Annotated in this window: 23 protein-coding genes; 14 read left to right on the top strand and 9 right to left on the bottom strand. The window is 40.6% G+C overall.

Annotated features, from left to right (window positions below):
• Positions 1-29: 29 nt before the first annotated feature.
• From LC454_RS03095 to LC454_RS03080, 4 genes are all read left to right on the top strand, one after another.
• Positions 30-3464 carry a TonB-dependent receptor gene (locus LC454_RS03095; RefSeq protein ID WP_223579261.1) on the top strand — a complete coding sequence of 1145 codons (3435 nt, stop codon included), beginning with the start codon at positions 30-32 and terminating at the stop codon, positions 3462-3464.
• A gap of 20 nt (positions 3465-3484) precedes the next feature.
• Entirely contained in the window at positions 3485-5362 is a 1878-nt protein-coding gene (locus LC454_RS03090) for a RagB/SusD family nutrient uptake outer membrane protein (protein WP_223579258.1), read from the top strand.
• Between the two features lie 132 nt (positions 5363-5494).
• Positions 5495-6817, top strand: a complete 1323-nt coding sequence (locus LC454_RS03085) for an IPT/TIG domain-containing protein (protein ID WP_223579255.1) — start codon at positions 5495-5497, stop codon at positions 6815-6817.
• Between the two features lie 149 nt (positions 6818-6966).
• Entirely contained in the window at positions 6967-8517 is a 1551-nt protein-coding gene (locus tag LC454_RS03080) for a DUF1565 domain-containing protein (protein WP_223579252.1), read from the top strand.
• 57 nt (positions 8518-8574) lie between these two features.
• Here LC454_RS03080 and LC454_RS03075 read toward each other — a convergent pair whose 3' ends face one another.
• Both LC454_RS03075 and LC454_RS03070 read right to left on the bottom strand, forming a co-directional pair.
• Positions 8575-9720, bottom strand: a complete 1146-nt coding sequence (locus LC454_RS03075; RefSeq protein WP_223579249.1) for an acyltransferase family protein — start codon at positions 9718-9720, stop codon at positions 8575-8577.
• 102 nt (positions 9721-9822) lie between these two features.
• Positions 9823-10608 carry a hypothetical protein gene (locus tag LC454_RS03070; protein ID WP_223579246.1) on the bottom strand — a complete coding sequence of 262 codons (786 nt, stop codon included), beginning with the start codon at positions 10606-10608 and terminating at the stop codon, positions 9823-9825.
• 244 nt (positions 10609-10852) lie between these two features.
• On the opposite strand from LC454_RS03070, the gene LC454_RS03065 reads away from it, so the two are divergent.
• The 5 genes from LC454_RS03065 (at position 10853) to LC454_RS03045 (ending at position 13801) form a co-directional block, all read left to right on the top strand.
• Positions 10853-11440 (top strand): Crp/Fnr family transcriptional regulator, encoded by a 588-nt coding sequence (locus LC454_RS03065; RefSeq protein ID WP_223579237.1) that lies wholly within the window; start codon positions 10853-10855, stop codon positions 11438-11440.
• A gap of 93 nt (positions 11441-11533) precedes the next feature.
• The gene (locus LC454_RS03060; protein WP_223579234.1) at positions 11534-11998 is read left to right on the top strand and encodes a DoxX family protein; all 465 of its coding nucleotides are present in this window, start codon (positions 11534-11536) and stop codon (positions 11996-11998) included.
• A 106-nt stretch (positions 11999-12104) separates the two neighbouring features.
• Positions 12105-12704, top strand: coding sequence for a Crp/Fnr family transcriptional regulator (locus LC454_RS03055; protein ID WP_223579232.1), 600 nt, complete (start codon positions 12105-12107; stop codon positions 12702-12704).
• Between the two features lie 62 nt (positions 12705-12766).
• A complete protein-coding gene (locus LC454_RS03050; RefSeq protein WP_223579230.1) occupies positions 12767-13387 on the top strand; it encodes a hypothetical protein in 621 nt (206 codons plus the stop codon).
• Between the two features lie 12 nt (positions 13388-13399).
• Positions 13400-13801, top strand: a complete 402-nt coding sequence (locus tag LC454_RS03045; protein WP_223579228.1) for a DoxX family protein — start codon at positions 13400-13402, stop codon at positions 13799-13801.
• A gap of 152 nt (positions 13802-13953) precedes the next feature.
• Here the strand turns inward: LC454_RS03045 and LC454_RS03040 are convergent, their stop codons facing one another.
• Positions 13954-15474 (bottom strand): glycoside hydrolase, encoded by a 1521-nt coding sequence (locus tag LC454_RS03040; RefSeq protein WP_223579225.1) that lies wholly within the window; start codon positions 15472-15474, stop codon positions 13954-13956.
• A gap of 160 nt (positions 15475-15634) precedes the next feature.
• On the opposite strand from LC454_RS03040, the gene LC454_RS03035 reads away from it, so the two are divergent.
• Entirely contained in the window at positions 15635-16060 is a 426-nt protein-coding gene (locus LC454_RS03035; RefSeq protein ID WP_223579222.1) for a DinB family protein, read from the top strand.
• 67 nt (positions 16061-16127) lie between these two features.
• Here LC454_RS03035 and LC454_RS03030 read toward each other — a convergent pair whose 3' ends face one another.
• The gene (locus LC454_RS03030; RefSeq protein WP_223579220.1) at positions 16128-16580 is read right to left on the bottom strand and encodes a GNAT family N-acetyltransferase; all 453 of its coding nucleotides are present in this window, start codon (positions 16578-16580) and stop codon (positions 16128-16130) included.
• A gap of 91 nt (positions 16581-16671) precedes the next feature.
• A complete protein-coding gene (locus LC454_RS03025; RefSeq protein WP_223579213.1) occupies positions 16672-17661 on the bottom strand; it encodes a GlxA family transcriptional regulator in 990 nt (329 codons plus the stop codon).
• Between the two features lie 134 nt (positions 17662-17795).
• On the opposite strand from LC454_RS03025, the gene LC454_RS03020 reads away from it, so the two are divergent.
• Together LC454_RS03020 and LC454_RS03015 are read left to right on the top strand one after the other, a co-directional pair.
• The gene (locus tag LC454_RS03020; protein ID WP_223579200.1) at positions 17796-18248 is read left to right on the top strand and encodes a DUF1569 domain-containing protein; all 453 of its coding nucleotides are present in this window, start codon (positions 17796-17798) and stop codon (positions 18246-18248) included.
• Positions 18249-18407: 159 nt separating this feature from the next.
• The gene (locus LC454_RS03015; RefSeq protein ID WP_223579197.1) at positions 18408-18941 is read left to right on the top strand and encodes a hypothetical protein; all 534 of its coding nucleotides are present in this window, start codon (positions 18408-18410) and stop codon (positions 18939-18941) included.
• A 7-nt stretch (positions 18942-18948) separates the two neighbouring features.
• Here the strand turns inward: LC454_RS03015 and LC454_RS03010 are convergent, their stop codons facing one another.
• On the bottom strand, positions 18949-19158 hold the full coding sequence (locus tag LC454_RS03010) for a hypothetical protein (RefSeq protein ID WP_223579195.1): 210 nt from the start codon (positions 19156-19158) through the stop codon (positions 18949-18951).
• 257 nt (positions 19159-19415) lie between these two features.
• Between LC454_RS03010 and LC454_RS03005 the strand changes: the two genes are divergently transcribed.
• Positions 19416-19610: a YqaE/Pmp3 family membrane protein gene (locus LC454_RS03005; RefSeq protein WP_120258221.1), complete on the top strand. Its 195-nt coding sequence runs from the start codon at positions 19416-19418 to the stop codon at positions 19608-19610.
• A 62-nt stretch (positions 19611-19672) separates the two neighbouring features.
• On the opposite strand, the gene LC454_RS03000 is transcribed toward LC454_RS03005, so the two are convergent.
• On the bottom strand, positions 19673-20452 hold the full coding sequence (locus tag LC454_RS03000; RefSeq protein WP_223579192.1) for an alpha/beta fold hydrolase: 780 nt from the start codon (positions 20450-20452) through the stop codon (positions 19673-19675).
• Between the two features lie 45 nt (positions 20453-20497).
• Positions 20498-20926: an SRPBCC domain-containing protein gene (locus LC454_RS02995; protein ID WP_223579181.1), complete on the bottom strand. Its 429-nt coding sequence runs from the start codon at positions 20924-20926 to the stop codon at positions 20498-20500.
• 160 nt (positions 20927-21086) lie between these two features.
• Here LC454_RS02995 and LC454_RS02990 point away from each other — a divergent pair, with 160 nt between their 5' ends.
• Positions 21087-21644 (top strand): hypothetical protein, encoded by a 558-nt coding sequence (locus tag LC454_RS02990; RefSeq protein WP_223579179.1) that lies wholly within the window; start codon positions 21087-21089, stop codon positions 21642-21644.
• 189 nt (positions 21645-21833) lie between these two features.
• Here the strand turns inward: LC454_RS02990 and LC454_RS02985 are convergent, their stop codons facing one another.
• Positions 21834-22991, bottom strand: coding sequence for an Atu1372/SO_1960 family protein (locus tag LC454_RS02985; protein WP_223579177.1), 1158 nt, complete (start codon positions 22989-22991; stop codon positions 21834-21836).
• Between the last annotated feature and the right edge of the window lie 91 nt (positions 22992-23082).

The following is a 23082-nucleotide window of genomic DNA, read 5'->3' as shown; positions in this document are numbered from 1 at the left end:
TAATTAACCTTTTAATTCTAAACAAAATTATGAAAATAAAACTGGGAAAAGAACAGTACATGTTCTTAATTAAGACCCTATTGATTATGAAGTTCTATCTACTGCTCGCATTTTTTGGCGTTGTTCAGGCTAAAACTCCGGTTTATAGTCAAAAAATGAACCTACATTTTAAAAATAGTAAGGTCGACCTTGTTCTTGCAGAAATCAGCAAACAGGCTCAGCTTGATCTGCTTTACGATTCAAAACTGATCAAGAAAGCAAGCCCTGTCACCCTTAATCTTGAAAATACAACACTGAATGAAGCGCTGACAGCCTTGTTTCGAAATCAGGCACTTGAGTTTGAGGTCATCAAAAAGACCTTAATAATACGTCCAAAAGAATCGACGGGAGTAGCTCGTACCGCAGAGGTTACCGAAAATCAAAAAGCCATCAATGGCTCAGTCAAAGATCAACAGGGAAACCCATTAGCCGGTGTTACCGTACGTATAAAAAATACCCAGATCACAACGACAACCGACGGCAAGGGAAATTTTACCATCGCCCCACTATCCGGATCCGGTCAGGTGATCTTGACATTTACATACGTAGGTTATGAGAGCACTGAAAGACCAGCAGAAAACAAGGATTATTTAAATATAACCTTGGCATTGGCCAATAATAATTTGGATGATGTTGTTGTTGTAGGTTATGGTACACAGAAAAAAATCAATGTTACGGGTGCCGTAAGTTCGGTAAATATGGCCGATATGCGTACACCGGTTCCTAATTTATCAAATGCTTTAGCTGGTAAAGTCGCCGGTATTATCTCCGTGCAGTCCAGTGGTGAACCCGGTTATGACAATTCAAATTTTACAATCCGTGGAATCGGAACCTACACAGGTAATTCGTCTCCACTAATTATCATCGACGGTGTGCAACGTGATGATGTCAATGGTGGTTTCGGTGGGTCTTTCAATAATATTGATCCCGAAGATATTTCCAGTATTTCCCTATTAAAAGATGCTTCATCCACGGCTATGTATGGTGCTAAGGGCGCCAATGGTGTAATGATTATTACCACCAAAAGAGGTGTTGCCGGCAAACCAAAGATTTCCTTTAAGGCAGAGACCGGCTTCTCAGGTTTTACAAAAACGCCACAAATGCTGGATGGCGTAAAATATATGGAACTGCAGAATGAAGCAAGAACAAATATGGGCTTGACCCCAACCTATTCAGATGAATTGATCCAAAAAACAAAAAGTGGGCTAGATCCCTATATGTATCCCAATGTGAACTGGATTGATGAAGTCTATAAGAAGAATTCCATGCTCACCAATGCCAACATCAATATTACCGGTGGTGGAGAATCGGTGAAATACTATATTTCGGGATCGTACTATAATCAAACAGGCCCTTATAAGGTCAGCAACTTAAACAATTACAATCCTAATCTCGATTTCAAACGCTATGATTTCCGAAGTAACGTGGATGTCAATTTATCAAAAACCACCTCCGTTCAACTGAACTTAACGGGGATGTTGGTTAACTCCCGCTACCCCGGTATCGCCGCTGGTGATTTGTGGTACTTAGCCTATGCGACGACGCCCGTTGCCTATCCGATTCAATATCCGGACGGTAAATGGGCCGGACCACTGAGTGGTGGCGGTGCCAATCCATTAAATGAAGTTCAAAACAATGGTTATTCCAACGAATTCAAACCCATTGTACAGTCGGTACTTACCATTAATCAAAAATTAGACGCAATTACGGAAGGATTATCCGCCTATGCCCGGTTCTCATTTGACAGTTACGGCGAATTCAATAACCGTCGCTCAGGAAAAAATGATTTATGGCAGGCGACAGGCAGAACACCTGAAGGGGAATTCATTTTTAACCAAAGCAGAGTCGGTCAGCAATTTTTGGACTACAGCCAGGAATCTTCTGGCCAACGCGTTATGTATCTTGAAGGTAATTTAAATTATGATCGTACATTCAATGACCATAAAATTGGGGGGATGTTTCTTTATAATATGCGTAACCGTCTGGTCAGTCTATCGGGTAATGTTATTGGATCGATTCCCTATCGCAACCAAAGTCTGGCCGGAAGGATTAACTACGGATTCCGTGATAAATATCTTGTAGAAGTTAACGCGGGTTATACAGGATCCGAAAATTTCGAAAAAGGTCAGAAATTTGGCCTATTTCCTTCTGCTTCGGCTGGCTGGGTGATTTCCAATGAAGAATTTTTTGAGCCTCTGAAAAAGACATTTAATTTATTAAAAATCAGGGGATCCTATGGTGTTGTCGGTAACGATAATATAGGCGGTGCTCAAAATCGCTTCCCTTACTTAACGCAGATAGGCGATGGTGGCTCTACAGGTTTTGGTCTCAATGGAAGTTGGGTCGGCGGAAAAACGGAGAGAATATTGGGTGTCGAGAATCTCACCTGGGAAAGATCCTATAAAACTGGGATCGGTCTTGAAATCGGATTATGGAACAAGCTCAACCTGATCTTTGACGGTTTCGCTGAGCGTCGAAAAAATATTCTTATCGAGAGACAATCCATTTCTTCTATCGCCGGTTATAATAGTCTTTTTGTTTATGCCAATATAGGTGAGATGGACAATAAGGGTATGGATGCCAGTATTGAATACAACGATAAATTTGGGGATGTTGGGCTCCGCCTTTTTGGTAACGTCACCTATAGCCGCAATAAAATAGTATTTGCGGATGAACCAGTCAGACGCTACGGCTATCAGTCCAAGACAGGAACACGCTTTGGTGAGTATCTAGGGCATATTGCCTTGGGCTACTTTACGAGCAAAGAAGAAGTAGAATCCGCCCCGCAGCAAAAGTTTAGCCCAGTATCACCCGGAGATATCCGTTACAAAAACTTAAATGCTGAGGACGATAATATTATTGACCCTTATGACAGAACCTACCTTGGAAAATCCTGGTTTCCTTCATGGTTATATGGTGCCGGTTTTTCTGTTTCGTATAAAAACTTTGACCTTTCCCTATTCTTTCAAGGGGTTGCTGATGTAGGCATCATGGCCAATGGCAGTGAAATTCCCGGAAAAGGCATGGGCGTCAATGGTGTCGGAGTCCTCCCTTTTTCGGGTCTGGGAATCTATCCCAACAATACCATGTCCATTGTTGAAGACCGTTGGACCGCAGAAAATCCACGTCAGGATGCTTACTACCCACGTCTAACAATGGCCAGCGGCAGTGACAACAATTACATCAACAGTACACACTGGTTAAAAGATGGAGCTTATATACGTATGAAACAAGCCTCTGTGGGCTATACTATTAAAGCAAAAGGATTGGACAAACTTGGTTTCACTTCGCTTTATGTGTATTCATCGGGCCAAAACCTCCTGACGTTTAGCAAATTCAAGCTCTGGGATCCCGAATTGGGAAGCAACGGTGCCAAATATCCATTAAATCGTATGATCACCTTCGGCGTTCGGGCGCAGTTTTAATCTAAATCTATACAATAACCATGAAACAGATATCACCAAAATATATTGCATCGGGTCTATTAGCGCTAGCCTTATGCCAAAATATGCAAAGCTGTAATTATTTGGACAAAAAACCGGATAACCTCCTCACTTCAGACATGGTCTGGGAGACCCGGGCCAATGCAGAATCTTACTTAAACCAGATATATAGTTATATCGAAACACCGGTAGACGATTTTACGACCCTTGGTGCCAGCGATGAAAGCTCATGTAATATACCTGTTGTGAACGTTCGGCAAATGGCTGTCGGGAACTGGAATGCACAAAGCATGTACTGGCAGCATTATTGGAATAACGCATACACCGCCATTAGGCAGTCATTTATTTTTGAGGAAAACATCGACAAAGTTCCTGAAGGCGCATTGAGCACAGAACTTAAAGTACAATACAAAGCCGAAGCAAGGTTCTTGCGGGGCTGGTACTATTGGAAATTGCTACGTCAATATGGCCCAGCGGTATTGTTGAAAGGGACATTGGGTTTGAACGAAGATTTCAATAAATATCCCCGCAATTCATTTCAGGAATGCGTCGATTACATCAACAGCATGATGGATCTTGCCGCAGCAGACCTCCCTGTGGTATGGTCCGCCTCCTCCAATTATGGTCGCCCAAGCAAAGGAACCTGTTTAGCCATAAAATCACAGGTGGCCCTTTGGGCTGCAAGTCCACTATGGAATGGAAATCCACGTTTTGCAAATTTCAAAAACAAGGATGGGAAGGCACTCGCCCCATTGCAGAATGATGCCAATAAATGGCAATTGGCCGCTGATGCCGCAAAAGCTGTTATTGACTTAAATGTCTATAAGCTCTTTACCAATCTGGATGAAGGAGATTCAAAATTCGATCCTTACCTGTCTTTCCGTAACCTCTTTTTAACCAACTGGAATAGTGAGATTATTTTTTCCACGCACAAAGCGGACACCTGGCAGTGGGGACATGAGAAACGAAGTGCACCTGAACCCGGAGGGATTGCGATGATGAATGCCACACAAAATGTTGTGGATGCCCATCTGATGCGTAATGGGAAAACCATTGACGATCCCAGCTCTGGTTATCGGGAGGATGGTTTCGTCGCAACAGATGATCCAGCCGACTGGGGCAAGAGCCGCGATGGCGTCAATAGAGGTTATATCGCTGGCAATTCAAATATGTATGTAAACCGGGAAGCGCGATTTTACGTCAATATCCTCTATAATGGTAAGCCTATCCTACCTGCACCGACAGCCGATGACCGTAACTTCTTTTCGTCGGACGGCAACAAGGATGGACGCGGAAGAGCCGAGTTTTATTATTCGGGAAAAGCCGGTTTGGTCCAGAATTCAAATAGTGCCGATAAAACAGGATACCTTGCACAGAAAAATGTCAGTCCAGCCACTAATATTCGTCAGGATCGTCCCGCATATCGTCCGTATATTCATATCCGTTTGGCCGAAATCTATTTAAATTATGCCGAATCTCTAAATGAAGTTAATCCGAGCCATCCTGATATTCTGACCTATCTGAACCTGATACGTCAACGGGCCGGTTTACCTAAACTGGAAGCAGTATATCCACAGGTGGTAGGCAATAAAGACGAACAACGTAAATGGATTCTTCGCGAGCGACAAATTGAGTTGGCTTTTGAAGGCGACCGTTATTTCACCCTCATTCGTCGACTGATGATGGGAAACCCAGCCTCCCGAGCAATATACCGGATGAGTATCGCTTCAAACGATAACAATCAAGGATTTTTTTATCAGGACTTCTATAAGAGAAACTTATTGCAAAACAGATACTGGGATGATAAAATGTATCTATTCCCTATTTTACAGGATGATATCGACAAGAACTCGGCGCTTGTTCAAAATCCAGGCTGGTAATTAAGGTTTGAATTTTAACTTTTACTATTTATGAACCGTTCCTATTTAAAATTTCATTTTTATCACACCGATACATGTAAATTTTAAATAGGATAAGCTCCATCTGGCGGATGGAAAAAAAATTATTGACAGATGAAATTAATATATAACAGGAATTTAGTTTTCCCCCTCCTCTCCTTTGTGATATTGGCGGGAATATTTTCATGTAAGAAAGATAATATGGGTGCGACACATGATCCCAATGCAGCCATTGTTGTCACGGATTTCCTTCCAAAGCAAGGTGTCTATGGAACAGAAGTTCTGATCAATGGTGAGAACTTTACAACGGACACAGCTGCAATTTCCGTTAAGCTCAATGGTATACCCTTAAAGATTATAGCATCAAACGGTACCCAGATCATGGCCATAATCCCTAAAAGGGCTGGTAGCGGACCTATTGAAGTCGCTATTGGGGGAAAAACAGGGACATCCAAAGATAGCTACAGCTATATCTACAAAAGAACGGTCAGTACCTTGGCGGGCAATGGTACAGCAGGCTTCCTCAACGGAAAAGGTGCTGATGCGAAGTTCAATTTTGGTGGTGAGTCCTGGTATCGCAGTGGCGGTATTGCTGTAGATGATGCGTTAAATGTCTATGTCACTGACCCCGGTAACCACTGTATCCGGAAAATCGATCCTGCCGGAAACGTCAGTACTTTAGCCGGATCCCCGAGTAATGCCGGTATGGCGGACGGAAAAGGCGGTGAAGCACGCTTCAGCCTTCCTTATGGATTGACCATCGATGAACAGGGAAACTTATACACTGTTGATCCGGGAAACTGGGATATCCGTAAGATAACACCCGATGGGACGGCAAAGGTTGTCGCCTGGGCCGCAAGGGAACCTTGGTTTATTGCTTATGACCGAGTGTCAAAAAAGCTATACTATAATTCTGTGACCTCCCCTGCTCCTATTTATCAGTTAAATACAGATGGTACAGCAGTAACGACCGTCATCGATGGATTGAATTTTCCAGCAGGTATGGCCTGCGGTCCGGATGGCAGTCTATACATTTGTCTACATGGCGACAACCAAATCAGAAAATATGACCCCAAAACCTGGAAGCCTACCATCATTGTCGGTTCCGGTAAATATGGTTATAAAAATGGTGTTAGTACGGCGGCTGAATTTGCACTCCCTTGGGGTATTGCGGCTGACAGCCAAAACAATGTGTATGTTGCCGGAAACGGTACTGCCGGCGGCGATAGCGGTTCTCCAGATCAGAGCATTCGTTTTGTGGATGGCAAAACATTCCAGGTAAGTACATTTGCGGGATCTAACATCGCAGGTTTTACAAATGCCGTCGGCGAGGCTGCCTCATTTAATGTGCCTGAAGGTGTGGCTGTAGATAAAAATGGTACAGTCTATGTCATCGACAAGAAAAATAATAGTGTCCGAAAGATTATATCAGAATAACCTAGCGGGTGTCCGAAATAGAACCATCGGACACCCCTCTTTTTCTTGATTTTTGTTTGTATCCCCCACAACATGTTTTCAATTCATGCATCCTCAGAAGCTTCGCTTTTATGCCTTCGACAGCTTCTTCAAATTTCAAATGACTTTATATGATTTTTAAGCGCCTATTTTCGTTGAGCTACGCACTATTGCAAGGTTTGCTATTGTGCTCGGCATGCAGTCATGCTGATCATCTCGAACCTATTCAGACCGACTCAGCCCCTCAAAAAAGCAGGTACGTTTCGGTCACCGGTAATGACCAGAACAAGGGTACAGAGAGCAAACCCTTTCGTACTATCGCACGCGCTTTAGATGCAATATCACCGGGCGACACCATTTTTGTGCGTGAAGGTGCCTACCATGAGAAACTATTGATTTCAAAATCGGGAAGTTCAGCGAAACTCATTACGATAAAGCCCTATCCCAATGAATCTGTGGCCATTGATGGCGAAGGACTATCCATTTCGGGCACAGAAGCATTGGTAACGATCAGAAATGCCCGATTTATTCAGTTTGACGGTTTTGAAATCCGAAATTTTAAAACACAGGACAAAGGCAATGATGTGAATGGGATTATTATTGACCAGGGTTCAAAAAACATAACTGTACGAAATAATAGGGTCCATCATATCGAGAACAATGCCAGCCCACAGGATGGCAGAAGCGGGCATGGTATTCTGGTCATCGGCAATACCACCGAGGCCTTACAGGATATTATTGTGGAGGATAATACGATCCATGACTGCAATACCGGTTATTCCGAGAATCTCACCATCAATGGATATGTCGATGGCTTTATTATCAGACGGAACAAGGTATACAATGGTGAAAATATTGGCATTGTTGCAGCCGGAGGATATGCCGCCAATGCTACAGCAAACCTGAACTATGTACGTAATGGACTGATCAGCCAAAACGAAGTTTATGATATTGATGGTAGAACTGGTCCTATCCCTGCATTTGCTGAGCATAACGGGGCCATTGGAATTTACATCGACGGAGCCCGGGATATCATTGTTGAAAGAAACAGTGTCTATCGCTGTGGGCGCGGAATCGGCCTAGTCAGTGAAACCGACAATTTTCCCACACGTGACTGCATTGTAAGAAATAACGAGGTCTATAACAACTCACTCTCGGGGTTAAGCCTGGGTGGCTATCTAAATTACACCGGTGGTGGTACGTTGAAATGTTATGTTGTGAATAATACCCTATTTCATAACAATATCGACAAAGGATATTTTGATGAAATTGAAGGTGAAATACGACTTGTTGAGAACTGTATAGACAACATCATCCAAAATAATATTATTGTTGCCAAGCCCAATAGCGTATTTATTCATAAATACACCAATACAGGTAAATCGAATGCGATTGACTACAATTTATACTTCAGTACTGGAGAAGATCAGTGGATATGGAATGGGAAAGTCATCCGGGATCAACAAACCTGGAAATCAACCCTTATTGGCGATACGCATGCGATCTTTGGACAGGATCCGGGGTTTATATCAACGACACAAGCAGATTTTGGATTAAGGGATTCGTCTCCTGCCCTTGACAAAGGAAATTTTATTAGTCAAGCAATCAATGGCGTATTGGATTTGAGCGGAAAGGCGAGATCAGAAGCAAATCGCATTGCGATTGGAGCATTTCAAAAATAATCGTTTAAAAAGAAAATAGGCCAGTCGACACGACTTGTCTACTGGCCTATTCTGCGCTTAATTTGAATTCTTTCCCTTTGATTCTAAAAATCGTTGGGTCAGATATTTTCGCACAGGGATATCGTATAGTTTTAAACAGCTATAAGCGAGCACAATACTACCAATAACAACCGCTGCAGCACCGGGCAATGATTGCTCAAAACTGAGGTTTTCATTTTTCACCCAAGCGTAATATAAATAGATAAAAGGATAGTGCACCATATACAAAGGGTAAGAGATATCTCCCAAGAATTTAGACAGTTTGTTTGTAAAACTGCCCCCTTTTCCGGAAGCCCCCAGAACAACTAGCAGTGGAAAAACCAGCACACAGCACAGCGTATCATAGAGTCCATTCATCCAGAGATTTTCAGCTCCCCCGATACGAGGAATCGCCAAAAGTGAAACAAGGATAATACTACAGATCCAAAATGCACCTTTAATCCAAAAAGGTTTAAATACCCGCGATAAAAACAGTCCGGCTGTAAAGGAGAATAAAAGACGTAGGGATCCTGCTGTAAATTCTGTTCCGGTCAGTGAAAACCCTGCACAAATATCGCCCAAAGGACCCCAGATCGCAAATATGGCTAATCCACAGCCTGCAGCAACAACAAGTCCACCAAGTGCTTTTGTTGAAAATTTACGGATGATCACAACATAGAGGATATTACCGATATATTCAAAAAACAAGGACCAACTCGGACCATTGAGTGGAAACATCTCACCCAGGCCTCTTACTTCATGTCCGGGGAGAGCAGGGATCAACAGTGCATTTAAAACCGTCGCTAGTAATAAAGCTGAAACGGTCACCTTGGATACGTCCCAGACCGAACAACCCTGAAAATAGAATAGGACAGCACCAATGATGGCCCCCATAATAACCATGGGATGTAGCCGTATAATCCGGCGTTTGATAAAATCCATTGTCGTCATCGTTCCCCAGCGGTCATCATATGCATAACCGACGACAAATCCAGAGAGCATAAAGAAAAAATCGACTGCGAGGTATCCGTGGTTAATACGTTGATCCAGATGACTGGTTGCAAAGGCTTCGAAAATATGAAAGCATACGACAGTGATGGCTGCAACACCGCGTAAACCATCAAGCACGTTATAATGCGGCTTGGTATCAGCATAGGCGGAGGTAGAAACTGTTGTATCGGGCATAGAAAGAGTAAGATTAGTTTGATTGATTTCCTAAAAACAAAGACGTAAATATAAAAAAATTTCAAAAAATGCTGTATAATCGTCGTTCAAACTAATCTTTTCTTATTTGACAAGGGGAATGTAGCCTCTCAGATAGACCTGCTCCTTCCGCATATCCTGAATATATTCCTTACTAAAAATTTCCAAAAGTATTTCTGAAATAGCTGTCGTGGTGGGCTTATCTTCCTCGGGTTCACCAAAGGAGAAAATCTCCTCCTCCGTTCTATCTTTCTTCGATAAGAAATAATAAAAATCCGGACTTTCCCAGCCTTTTATCCCTGAACCCGCTTCTTCTGATATGTTGAAGGCTGTATATGTTTTTTGTAGAAAATCCTGAAGATTCTGGTAATCAGTTTTGTTTTTTGATGTTTTGCTCGCATATAAATAAGCGAACTTACCATCCTTATTTTCCGCCATAGCAAGTGCAGGAAAAGCGACACCATTCAACATGGCCAAGGTATCTTTGTCTTCGTTGTAAGACACCGTGGTATACCGATAACCGTAATATTTCTTCGGTTTTAGCTTCTTGGTCTCCCATCCGGAGGTAGACTCCAGATAAAAGGGTGTCGGTAAGCTTCCTTCACTATCAAAGATCGCGATTGTATCTTTCTTAAACATGGCTGTCTCAAAAGCCTCTTTTAACGCTTTCTTATCCATCTCTTTCACGTCGGAAGCTAACATGGATTCCGTTTTTTTTATTTTCGGCGCATAAAAGGCTGAAACATCAAAGCTAGGATCTAATTTGTCCAAGAATACAACCGCTGGATCCTGAGATTGACAAGAATATAACAGTGTCGATAAAAGCAGTAAAGAAAGAATACTTGTATGTGTAGAACTAAATAGCTTCATGGAAAATTGCTCAAAATTATCTTTTCATCTTCTATCTTAAACCAGCAGTAAAAGATATCCAAATATACAGCGTATGGAGCGATATTAACACGAATATTTACAATCCGCATAAACTCATTTTAAAAACGTCATTTATTATTCCAGGGAAGGGGTGCATTTTGTAGAAAGTAAAAAATAGATCTTAGTCTATTTAGGATACAGCAGCTATTAATTATATTTGAGAAAATATGAACCACACCTCTTTATGTCAATCGTTTACGACAGTATACTAAATCATATCAGTCAACACAGTATCTTATCAGAGGAAGAGAAAGAACGCTTTTGCGCAGCATTGACCTACAAAAAAATACGCCGCCGGCAATATTTACTACAAGAGGGAACGATCTGCACACGGGAGTGTTTTGTGATCAAAGGTGCCCTGCGGCAATATGAGGTTAGCCCAACCGGCCGCGAGAATACCGTGCAATTTGCTTTTGAGAACTGGTGGATTTCAGATTGGTATAGTACCTTGCAAGCACAGCCTTCGGTTTACAATATCGATGCATTGGAAGATACGGAGGTATTTTTAATAGAAAAATGCAAGCTGGAAGAACTGTTTATTGAAATCCCAGCTTTAGAAAGCTATTTTCGGAAAATATTTCTAAAAGCATTCGTTTCCCTCCAGAAAAGAATACTATTTCAGCAGAAAACAGCTGAGGAAAGGTATCTTGAGTTTATGAAATGTTATCAATGGTTTGAACAACGTATCTCCCAGCAACACATCGCCTCTTTTCTTGGTATTACAAGGGAATCGCTGAGTAGACTCAAAGGACAACAGTATAAAAATATATAAATCTGTGATAAATCGCACCGATTTTATTTATCAAACAGCACAGGTTGACACGTTAATTTCGAATTAAATTTGTTCATCATAAACCATAGTAAGATGAACAAAAAGATTAAACAATGGATGCTGTCAACAGATAATAGCTGGACAGCCTTTATTTTGCGGCTAACATTGGGGGGAGTACTATTTCCACATGCAGCCCAAAAATTATTTGGTTGGTTTGACGGCCCCGGATTGCAAGGAGAAATTGCGTACATGACCAGTCATGTCAATCTCCCGATGTTCTTAGCCATAAGCGCAATTGCAGTTGAGTGTCTGGGAACTTTTTTTATCCTATTGGGCTTTTTGACCAGACTCACCAGCATCGCTATTTTTTTTCTATTTATTGGTATGATTGTAGTCGATCACGCCGCACATGGTTTTTTTATGAACTGGTTTGGAAAAATGCCGGCTGGTGCTGAGGGTTTTGAATACCATTTATTGGTCTTGGGGATCTGTCTCGCACTCATCCTACAAGGTGGTGGCAGATATGCGCTGGATAAATTATGGGGCTCAAAGTCCTAAAACAGTCGTGATCAACACTAAATTTGCTTAAATTTGTGTCTTATTTAGACACCCACAAATGCGATATTTTTGCGATAAAGCCTGTCGGTGTTTTTAATCAAGAGATATGAATTTAGACGCTATCAGTTCGCTATTGATCGACCATTTCAAAGAGATTGTGCCACTCACTGAAGCGGATATACTGTCCATTCTCCCGAAATTGGAAGTAAAAGTTGCAAAACGGAAAGAGTTTGTTCTTCAGGAGGGGCAGATTTCCAAACATATGCGATTCATTGTAAAAGGAAGTCTATATGCCTATTATATGGAGGAGAATGGCAAAGAACATATAACGCAACTCGGGATAGAACAGTGGTGGATCAATGATCTATATAGCTACCTGAGTGAATTACCATCTCGCCTATATATCCGTGCAAATGAGGATACCACACTCATACAGATCAGCAAACGCAATCTGGAAATATTGTATAAAGACGTCCCTGCCCTCTCCGAGTTTTGGCGATTGAAAATTCAGCATGCCTATGTAAATTTACAGGAGCGTACTTTCGAAAATGTACGCTCTGATGCGTATACAAAATACCGCAAATTTATCTCGGACTATCCTACAATTGAACAACGGTTTCCGCAATATATGATTGCCTCTTATCTTGGGATTACGGTCGAATACCTAAGTTATTTAAGAAAAAAACACCTGTCACGTCTTTCTTAAGATTTCTTAATTTTTATCCCCTCCGCCTTGTCTAGTTTTGCTCGTAATTCAAACGAGAGAACATGAAGACAATAGCTATTACACTTGCAGTTTCTACCTTGGTTGCTGTGGCGACACATGCTCAGCAACTATCCTATACACCTGAGGTCGTCCTGGGACATCGTTCATACTTCTATATGCATCAGGTCAGTTACAAGATCAGTGACAAAATAAAAATCAACAATCTATCGCTTTTTGACACAGAATATACAACCGATAAAGAAAACATCTTTTTTATCAGAAATACCGCTTCCTATACGGTTAGTAAACGATTTACATTGAATGCAGCTTTTGGAATGAAAAATCCCGGAGCTTTCTTTAGCGCGTTTGTACAATATCGCGTGAGCAAACCTACCCAGTCTTTTTCTTACACGATAGGCAGCACCTATCAAAAAGGATTTACGCTCGAACAGTCCTTATCATTTGAGTATACCCCCTATTTAACCACACAGAAACAGGCCTATTTCAGTGTACTTGCTACCGGCAATGTAAATACTAAAATTTACCAGCGTGGACTTCAATTTATACGTCTGGGCATAAAACAGGACAAGCTTATGTACGGACTGGCATCCAATTTTGACCAATTTAATAACAGTAAAAAAACACTGGAAAATATTGGCGCTTTTGTAAAACACAACTTTTAAAAATAATATATAATGAAAAAAAATCTTGATTTAGGTATTTTAATCAGTAGAATAGCTATTGGTGGTCCCATGTTGGTGTACGGGATCAATAAGTTAATCCATGGCATCGGGTTCATTAAGGACATCATCGTCAGCATCGGACTTCCCTCATTTTTTGCAAATGGCGTATTTGTCGGCGAAATCATTGCGCCGATTATGATTATCCTTGGTCTACGCATACGTTTGGCGGGTGTAGTATTCGCTATTAACTGTCTTACGGCGATTTGTCTCGCCCAAAGTAGTAATATCTTTAAATTGAATGAATTTGGGGGCTGGGCGGTAGAGCTTTTGGTTATCTACATGCTGATTGGACTAAGTTTTCTATTTATGGGGGCAGGTAAATATGCCGTTTCGACAAATAATAAATGGGATTAATCGCAGTGCATTAATTCGAAAGCAGAAATGGGCTGTCCAAAAAGATTTCGGACAGCCCATTTTCTTTCATTTTATTCGTCCCCCCTCTTACACACATGCACTACTTAGGGGATGTTTTTACTCTTCGGATTGCTTATTTTCCATTTATATCCTTATTGTTTGGTTCCTTCGAGTGTCGACACACTCTTTGCTGGAATAGTTAAGCTATATACTCCATTCGCAGTTGGCGCAACCATACCAGCAAGTCCCCAATGCCCTGTACTGGTCGCCGTAGTCTGATAATTGGATAATTGTCCCGCTACAAAGCCTGAGAGGTTGATATCCAACGGGACACTACTACTACCTGTATTTGTCACGACCATGGCAAATTTACCTGTTTGCGGATCTTTATACGCTGATATCAGTAATCCGTTGGCATTTTGTACCGCAACGTTGACACGCTTGTAATTGGCTTTAATAAATCTCGAATAATGCCCCATTACGTCATAAGCCTTGGTAAATTCCAACGAACCATCACTTCGTGTACAGATCAACGCCTCGTTATTTTGGAATGCGAGCATCCCGAGCCAGAAGACATAAGCACTGGCATCGCAATCTGCCAGCAATTTGTGCATATTGACGGCAAGCTTCAATCCACCTTCAATTCCAGCATCGTAGTTTCCTCCATCGTCCGATGCTTCGGTTACCCACATTGGTTTGCCGCCTGTAGAAAATGTCCACTTTGATGGGCTTTGGTTGAAACCTCTTTTTCCGCCGATCAACTCTGTAATTTCAACGTAACCATGTCCTGCCAGAATATCGACATTACTCCTGTCCATTCCAGATAGGAAGGTATTGGCTGTACCCCACGCCGCATTTTCAGAAGCGATGATTTTGGTACTTTGCAAACCTTCTTCATTTAAGGCTGGTCTGAGGTTGTTAGTGACAAACTCACCAAGTTTATTCGAAGCCCAATAAGATGCATCCCAATCCGAAAACACATTTTCAGGTTCATTCGTTGGCGATATAGCATTAATTGTGATCCCTTCATTTTGATAAGCTTTGGCGAAACCGGCCAGATAACGGGCAAATAGCGTCGATGAGGTATTAAGATTAAGTCCATTAAACCATTTACCACTGATACTATTGGGATTTGTCTTCATATAAAGCGGCGGTGTCCAGGTACTCGCGATAATAACGGGGACCTGAAATTTTTCCTTAGCCTTTTTTAGAATCCATAGCTGTCCCAGGTGCTCCCGCGCATCTGCCGAGAGTGCCTGATAAGCCGGACTACTAACTGCGACATCGATATCAACCCCTGCAGGCTTAATGGTCACCACCCTATTCTGTTGATTGAATGGGTAGGTATGTAATACCTTGCCGCGCAATATATTCAACTTCAAACCCGAATTACCCCACAGATAGTCCAAAATACTATCTCTCTTCGGAGATTCAAAGAAAGGAACAATACGCCCCCCGAAGGCACCAAATCCGTCTATTTTTTGACGTTCCTGGTTCCATTCCACAACGGCATTTGTCGTTACTGCGGCAGCCTGCGCATTTAACTGATTCAAACGATTCACCGCATCATCTTCATTCGTCGATAATACCTGCTTTTGACAACCCGTCAACCATAGGGATGCCATTAATCCAAAACAAGAGATGGATTTAAAAACAAATTGATTTCTGTTCATAAATTTCTATTTATTAATTTGCAATAACAGTTTATCTCTAAATACGACTTGAGGTAAAATTGTTTTGTCAAATTTCAAACAAAGTATTTATTTTTTGAAAAATTAACAATCCTTGCAATCGCTTAACAATAAGCTATTATCATATTAACATTCAATAAAAATGAACGATTTTATACAAGACTTTGAAGTGCTCATAGCTACTTTCCCGACCGAACTATCGGCCATTGATACCATAGCATTTAGTGCGAAACCAGTTCCAGAAAAATGGAGCAAGAAGGAAATTTTAGGGCACCTGATCGATAGCGCCATGACAAACTACCTCCGGTTTATCAGAGCACAATCTGAAGAAAATCCACAGATCTTTTACACACAGGATGACTTTTGTGAAAATGCAAATTATCAGCACTCAGAAACTAAACAGCTGCTTGATTTATGGTTAGCACTCAACAAGCAACTTCTATTTCTATTCAAGACTTTGATTACTAAAAGCCTGACAATGCTAAAATGTAATGATCTAACACTTGCCTTTTTGATGGAAGATTATGTAGCCCACCTCAATCATCATCGTCAACAGATACTTTCTTAATCACAAAATAGTTGAAAATGTCTAGTCCATAAAATAATTCAATGATATGGACTAGACAAAATACAGTTTACTTTTTACTCCACCAATGATAATAGTTGTGCAGTCCATCGTATTCAAAACCGCAACGTGGGTATAGCGTATTGCCAATGTCATTTGTTTTTTCTGTTTCGAGCATTAACCCGCAGGCACCGGTTTCGGCACACCATTCTTTGCTCTGATCGATCAGTGCAACTGAAAGTCCCCTACCTCGATAGTCCTGATGAACAAACAGATCGCTCAGCAACCATTGCATTTCTAATTTAGTGTAATGAAACAATTTATACAATTGTACAAACCCCACGGCTTTACCGTCAGCCAGGGCTAGAAAAATAATTGATTCGTCCTTCAGAAATCGCTCTTTTAAAAACATCTTCCCTTTTTCCAGATCAGATTCCTGACGGTAAAAAATTCGATAAAGGTTAAACAATTCTGCGGTTTCGTTCAAGTCTTCAAGACTGGCTCTTTTAATTTGATAATTCATTTTAGTAAATATTTTGATTTATACAGGCAAAAATATTCGTAAAAAGAATTCGTCTTATCATCCAGATTTGAGATGCCGGATAGTCCAGTCATTAGACTTGCTCAAATTGTCCCTTGTATCTATTTCTATAATCTATGGGTGTTAACCCCGTTATTTTCTTGAATAAACTGCGGAATGTTTTTAAGTCATTATAACCGATACTATAGGTAACATCAGCTATATTTGCATTCCCCATTTCCAATGCTTTTTTTGCAACCTCTATCTTTGTCCGCTGTATATATTCTATCGGATTCAATCGGGTTGCATTCTTAAATCTTCGAATAAAATTTCGTTTGCTCATATTGACATGGTCAGCAATCTGTTCAACCGAAATATCTGCTTTAATTTTCTCTTCGATATAGCTTTGTGCCCGATGGATATCTTGATCATCGTGAAGACGTTGCCCTGAGAAAACTGAAAATATATTCTGTGAGGTACGACCATAATCCAATGCATAGAACTTACTGAGTTCGATGGCGATTTCCTTGCTACAATTTTTTTCTATAAAATAGAGCATTGCATTTAATGCCGAAAAACCACCTCCGCCTGTAATAATTGCTTTGGAATGAGTGACCACATGATCTGGTTTAAACAGGATCTTGGGATATCGACTTGCCAGATCCGTTATGGCGTCCCAATGCGAGGTTGCTGGCATTCCATCCAACAATCCACTTTCGGCCAAAAAATAGGCTCCGGTGCACAGACTGATCACTTCCGCCTTGCGCTCATATTTATCTCTGATCCAACCGATCAACTCCCAATTGTCATCTAAAAATGATTCAATCTGCCCAGCGGCTATATTCATGGGGGGAATTATAACCACATCCGTTCGAGCGACCTCCGCCAGTATTCTCGTACAATAGAATTGGATCGGGAGAATGGACTGCACCGTTTTTGTACCAACCCCAATTAATTCAATCTCAAATGGGATCGGCATCCCCCTTTTTAAAGCAGCTTCATTTGCGCTCATGAGTAAAGCGACCGTAGTTGATACGGCCGTAGATAATACATTGTTATAGATAATGACTGATATATGTTTCATCCGTAAATATTTATGTACACCTCTATTTTCTCTCTTAAATGTACACATAATTTTGGCACGAAAACCACCCTCAAATGTCATTTTTACGTGGTAATGATCGGCGATATCCGCCCTAACTTTACAAAAAAAACAAGATGAAAACAATATTCAACAACTCAGCAAGAGCGGAACTGATCGAAAGGATCGAGCTCCTTACCCTCAATAACACAGCACAATGGGGAAAAATGAATGTATATCAAATGATCAAACATTGTACAATCTGGAATGATTGGGTGCTTGGTCGGAATAAACATCATTACAAGCAAGAATTTCTTGGGAAGATATTTGGGAAAATGGCCCTAAAAGGTATGATAAAAGACGATAAGCCGCTGAAAAAAAATGTGCCTGCGGGAATTTTCGCCGTTAAGGACAATAAGGGTCAGGTTGATGCCGCCCAGAAAAAAACTTGGATGGAGCAAATTGAATCCTATGGTCACTATTCAAATCCAGATTTCGTCCATGATTTTTTCGGAAAAATGGAAACGGAACAAATTGGCATTTTTGTGTATAAACACATGGATCATCACTTGCGACAATTCGGTGTATGATCGAATATAAAATCTTTTCAGACGAATTGTAAATGTAAGAGGTATCGACTGTTGCACACTATTATATTTACGAAATAATCTGTCGTTTTACATTACTATTGATCAATGAATAGGTTGATTAGGTGAAGTAAAAAATAGATCTTCATTTATAAGGAGCTTATGGTTAATGAGGTGCCATCTGAAAAGATTTATTATCATCCAAACTGGAAAAGAATCACGATCGCTGTTATTTTAGTGCTCATTGGAACAGGAACATTATGGGTAGACATTGCTCCTTTTTGGGGATCAATACCATGGCTACCATTAAAGTTGATATGTATCCTGATCGGGTTTTGGATGTTAAAGAACAGCAAAAAAGCCGTTCGGGCGAAAACAGATACAAGGGGATTTTATTTCAAAAGAATACCCGCCAGACATGCGTTCAAAAAAGCCATGGCTGACCTCGATTTATTGGTGTTTGTTCCATTCGTACAAATTGTCAACATCCGGATTACTGCAAGTATCTGGGAAGGGACAAGACTTGAACTAGAAACTACACAGGGAAAAGAGATACTCACGATGTTAAACGTGTTGAGTAGAAAAGAGAAACAGCAGATCTATCAAACTATCAAAAGATTTGGTATAGCGAATGTGGTCAAAGCCCAGGAGGAAAAGGGGAAAATTGATTACATTAAAAAACCTGCTGTAGATTAGTTTCCTTTTAATTGAAGTTGTCTGATAATAGCTGATCTACATCTTCCCTAATTTCTTCAGGCAACATCAGGTAAACCGGTGTTTTTAAATTCTTTCGACTGGCCTCTCCTTCTATAAAAATGTTTTTAAATCCTTCATTGAGCCATTTTCCGTCTTCTTCCAAATAAGCTTTATATTTATTGTCCAAAATCTCAATAATGTTTTTGCTCTCTTTCATGTGTTCCGTCATTTATCTTATTGTAAACTGCATCTAAAAATATTCGACAGGGGAACATCAACATTGGTGCCACTCCTGCCCCGAATTTTCAAAAGAGGATTGGAAATAGAAAATTTTAAGATTTCTTAACATCTTCCGCGATTTGTTTTCTTACATATTATTGTCGATTTTTGTTGTGTACATTTAAGCTATCTGTATAACCAAATGAAAGGATCTTGTTTTTGGTTATCATACAGTTCTTTTATAAATCGTTTGATATGATATTGATTGCAGTACTACTTCCTTGGTTATCCTTCTTTTTAAGAGGTAAAATATTCAGTGGAATTATTTGTTTAATCCTCCAAATTACTATTTTGGGCTGGTTGCCCGCAGCAATATGGGCCGTTGCTTCACGTGTTGATGGTAAAAATCAACAACGCATACGAAGTTTGGAACGTAGTATGCGCCGTTAACTGTCTCATCTGCTGTACTAAAATCACTTCAACCCAACGAATAGGACTTGAATAGGAAGATGCTATTCGGCCTCAAGGAATTTTTGAATCTGAAGGACCGTAAAATCAATTAGCTCTTTATCTATTTGTCCATCAAAATCTTTCATCATATAATTACCATGATTAGCGGGCAGAACCAAAAGACGTGCATTGGGAATCTGCTGTTGCATTTGTGCCAAATGCTGCCCTTTGACCACGTCCTGATCTCCTCCGATCAGAAATACTGGGCAAGCTAAGTTTTCTAAGGTACCCGGTTCAAAATCCTGGAAATTTACCATGCGTTGGCTATCCTTTTCATACATATTTTTAAACTTTTCGGGATCCGGATTCAATTTCAAAAAATTTTCTTTCAAATAAAGCGGCATAACCTCAATCGTAGAATCTGACATGCTATCAAAAAAGCCATCTAACAAGCCCTCTCTTTTGGTGTTACCCGAAGCAGCAATCAATTTGTTTACCCTATCCGGGAAAAGAGAAGCGAGTTTTAAAATGGTCGTTGCGCCATTACTAAAGCCTAAAAATGAAGCTTTATCGATCGCGAGGTAATCCAAAACCGCGATAATATCCCTAGCATCCTGTTCAAATGTTTCCGGAACGACCCTATGCTCCGATCGGCCATGATTTTGCATATCCAGCAAAATCAATTGATAGTGATCTTTCAATCGGATTACCGTCTCCTCAAAATCAAAAAAACCTGAGGAGCCACCGCCGTGGACAAGCACAAGTGGCTTTCCTGCCCCATATATTTCATAGTATAGTTTTATCCCGTTAGCGGCTGCATAGCCTGAGTGATTGTTCAACATGCTCATTATTCAATTTAATTAGTTTCGTCTATTAAAGTTCTAGATTTACCTGCTTTCTACAAATTTTTTAAAGTTGACCAGAACGGCGTCGGTGAAATTTTGCTGAAGATCCAGCGCTGTCACCGCATCTGGTTCAAACGTCTCCCTTATAATCGTATTATTATCGATAGCCTGAAATTCAACAATACAGTTTCTTCCGCCACTGGTACTTTCAATATATTCTAATGGGATAATACGATCATATACCCCACGATAATCAAAGCCTTCATGATCAGCCCGTCGTTCCATTCGAAAATTAAATTGCCCACCCTCCCTAAAATCATTCTCTACCTCCGGACAATGCCAATCATCGAATGGAATATTCCATTGTTTTATGGACGCTGATCCGATCCAGTGTTCCCAGACATCTTCGAGCGGTTTCTCCACCAAAATAACTGAAACAAGGTTTTTTTCCCCTGAGTTTGCATCTTCCATATGTTATATTTTTAGATTAAATGCGATCCGTTTATTCATTTCTACCGCCTATTGAATATATATTTCAACAACTGCCTTCGGCAAGCATAAAGCGATAGTTGACATGCAATATTTGCTGCAATACAATATTAATAAACAGCGTATTAAATTAACTTGCCCTATGGCAATATTTACGGCTCGCTTAATTTTTTTCAAACAAAGGGATCGATTTGACAAGTATGGTATATTTATTGCACTGCAGAACAAAACATATAAAAAACCGATTAAAATGAAAAAAATAGCATTTTTAGCACTAGGTGTTATCCTATTTGCAGGATGTAATAATGCACAGCAATCAAAATCTGCTGAGAAAACAGACAGTCTGGCCAAAGAAGAAACACCATCTATCGGCGGAGATAAGGATGAACATGGATGTCTTGTTGGCGCAGGCCAAACCTGGAGTGAAGTTAAACAGGGATGTATTCAGGTCTTTAATGTAGGAACACGTCTGAATCCTGTTGATGTTAAAGAAGGCGATGCTATTATCAGTGCATTTGTTGTCGCTAATGATGATAAATCCAAAATGGAATTATTTTTACCAGACGACAATAAAACAACGATTATTTTGGATAAAACTGAAAACAATACATACCAGAAGGATACCTATAAATATGATGCTGATAAATCGGATTTATATGTAAATGGTGCAGTAAAATATAAAGGTGAAGTTAAAAAATAACATCCCTGAAACTTTATAGGACGTATAAGGTAATGCCAATGTTTATCACATTGGCATTTTTTTAAATTGTCTATTTTTTATAGCGCCGTTTTTTTATTCAGGTATCAATGCGCTCGCTGCACTCGGTTTATTGGTCAGAAAGGTCCCGCAGTCGATTTTCACAGCTATCTATCACTCACAGCTATCTAGCTATTCAATTTCGAAGACCGCCTGTATCTCTACAGATGAATTTACAGGTAAAGATGAAGCTCCAAAAGTCGCCCGGGCATGTTTCCCTTTTTCGCCAAATACCGTAACAGCAAGATTGGATGCCACGTTCATCAGGTCGGCATGTTTACTATAATCGTCTTTCGTATTGAAAATTCCTGTTAACTGTACACAACGTTTGACCCGGTTTAGATCTCCACCGACCGCCTCATTAAGAACAGAAAGTACATTAAGCATTGTTATTTCAGTCGCTTCCTTCACCTCCTGCTCACTTACACCGGCCCCTAATTTCCCGGGTTTAAATATTTTACCATCCTTGAGTGCCACCTGATTAATAAAGACTAAATTTCCGGAACGAACATAAGGTTGATAATTCCCTGCCGGTTGGGGTACTTTTGGAAGTACAATATTGTTTTCCCGTAACTTATTATGGATTGCTATCATATCCGGATGAGCTGGGCTACTTTTTTTATCAAGAACCTTATTTTCCCTTGTACACGCTAGAGCTACGGCAACCTTCGCAAAGTTCATTCCCTGCTGCTCGGCCAGATAGCGCTCACTTTTGCTCGGTCTCTCGGTAGCTGTCAATGAAGCGAGACTTGTTGTCCCCAAGACTGTATTTCCCTGTGGAATGGATTTATCTATTTTGTCATTCCCCATAATACCTGTAGGAACCAGAATCATCCCATGTACCGTTAGGCTATTCCAGAATGACTGCAATGCCAACTCCTTTCCTGCACCACTCCCTGCAGACATAAATACTGTAGCAGGGATGCCCTCCAAAGCGTGCTGAGACCATAGATCTACTGTTTTGGACAGGAACTCACTCATTGCTGTACTTATATTGCCAAAATAAACAGGTGATCCAAATGCAATCCCGTCATAATTAGGCAGCTCTTCTACTGTTGCCACTGCAAGACTACTCAGCTTTGAATCAGATGATGGTTTCACCAGTTTAACCACAGCCTGTACCTTACCACTGCGCTCAATACCTTTTGCAACTTCCTTGGCTAATTCATACGTTCCGCCTTTATCGGAATGAATAAGAACCAAGACCTGTGTTTTATGAGCTTGTGCCATGACAACATTGGTCAGCACAGCTAACATTACCCCAATAAGAGGGGCATATAATTTTTTCATCTTAAATCATTTATTAAATCTGACACAAAATTAAAAATGCTTCCTTTATTTATTTTGCCAAAAATTACACTCAAAACGACATCTAGAAATA

Origin of the sequence: Sphingobacterium sp. GVS05A, assembly GCF_019969845.1 — a bacterium.
Lineage (GTDB): Bacteria > Bacteroidota > Bacteroidia > Sphingobacteriales > Sphingobacteriaceae > Sphingobacterium.
Note: the sequence above shows the minus strand (reverse complement) of the source record. Positions and strands in the feature narration are given on the sequence as shown.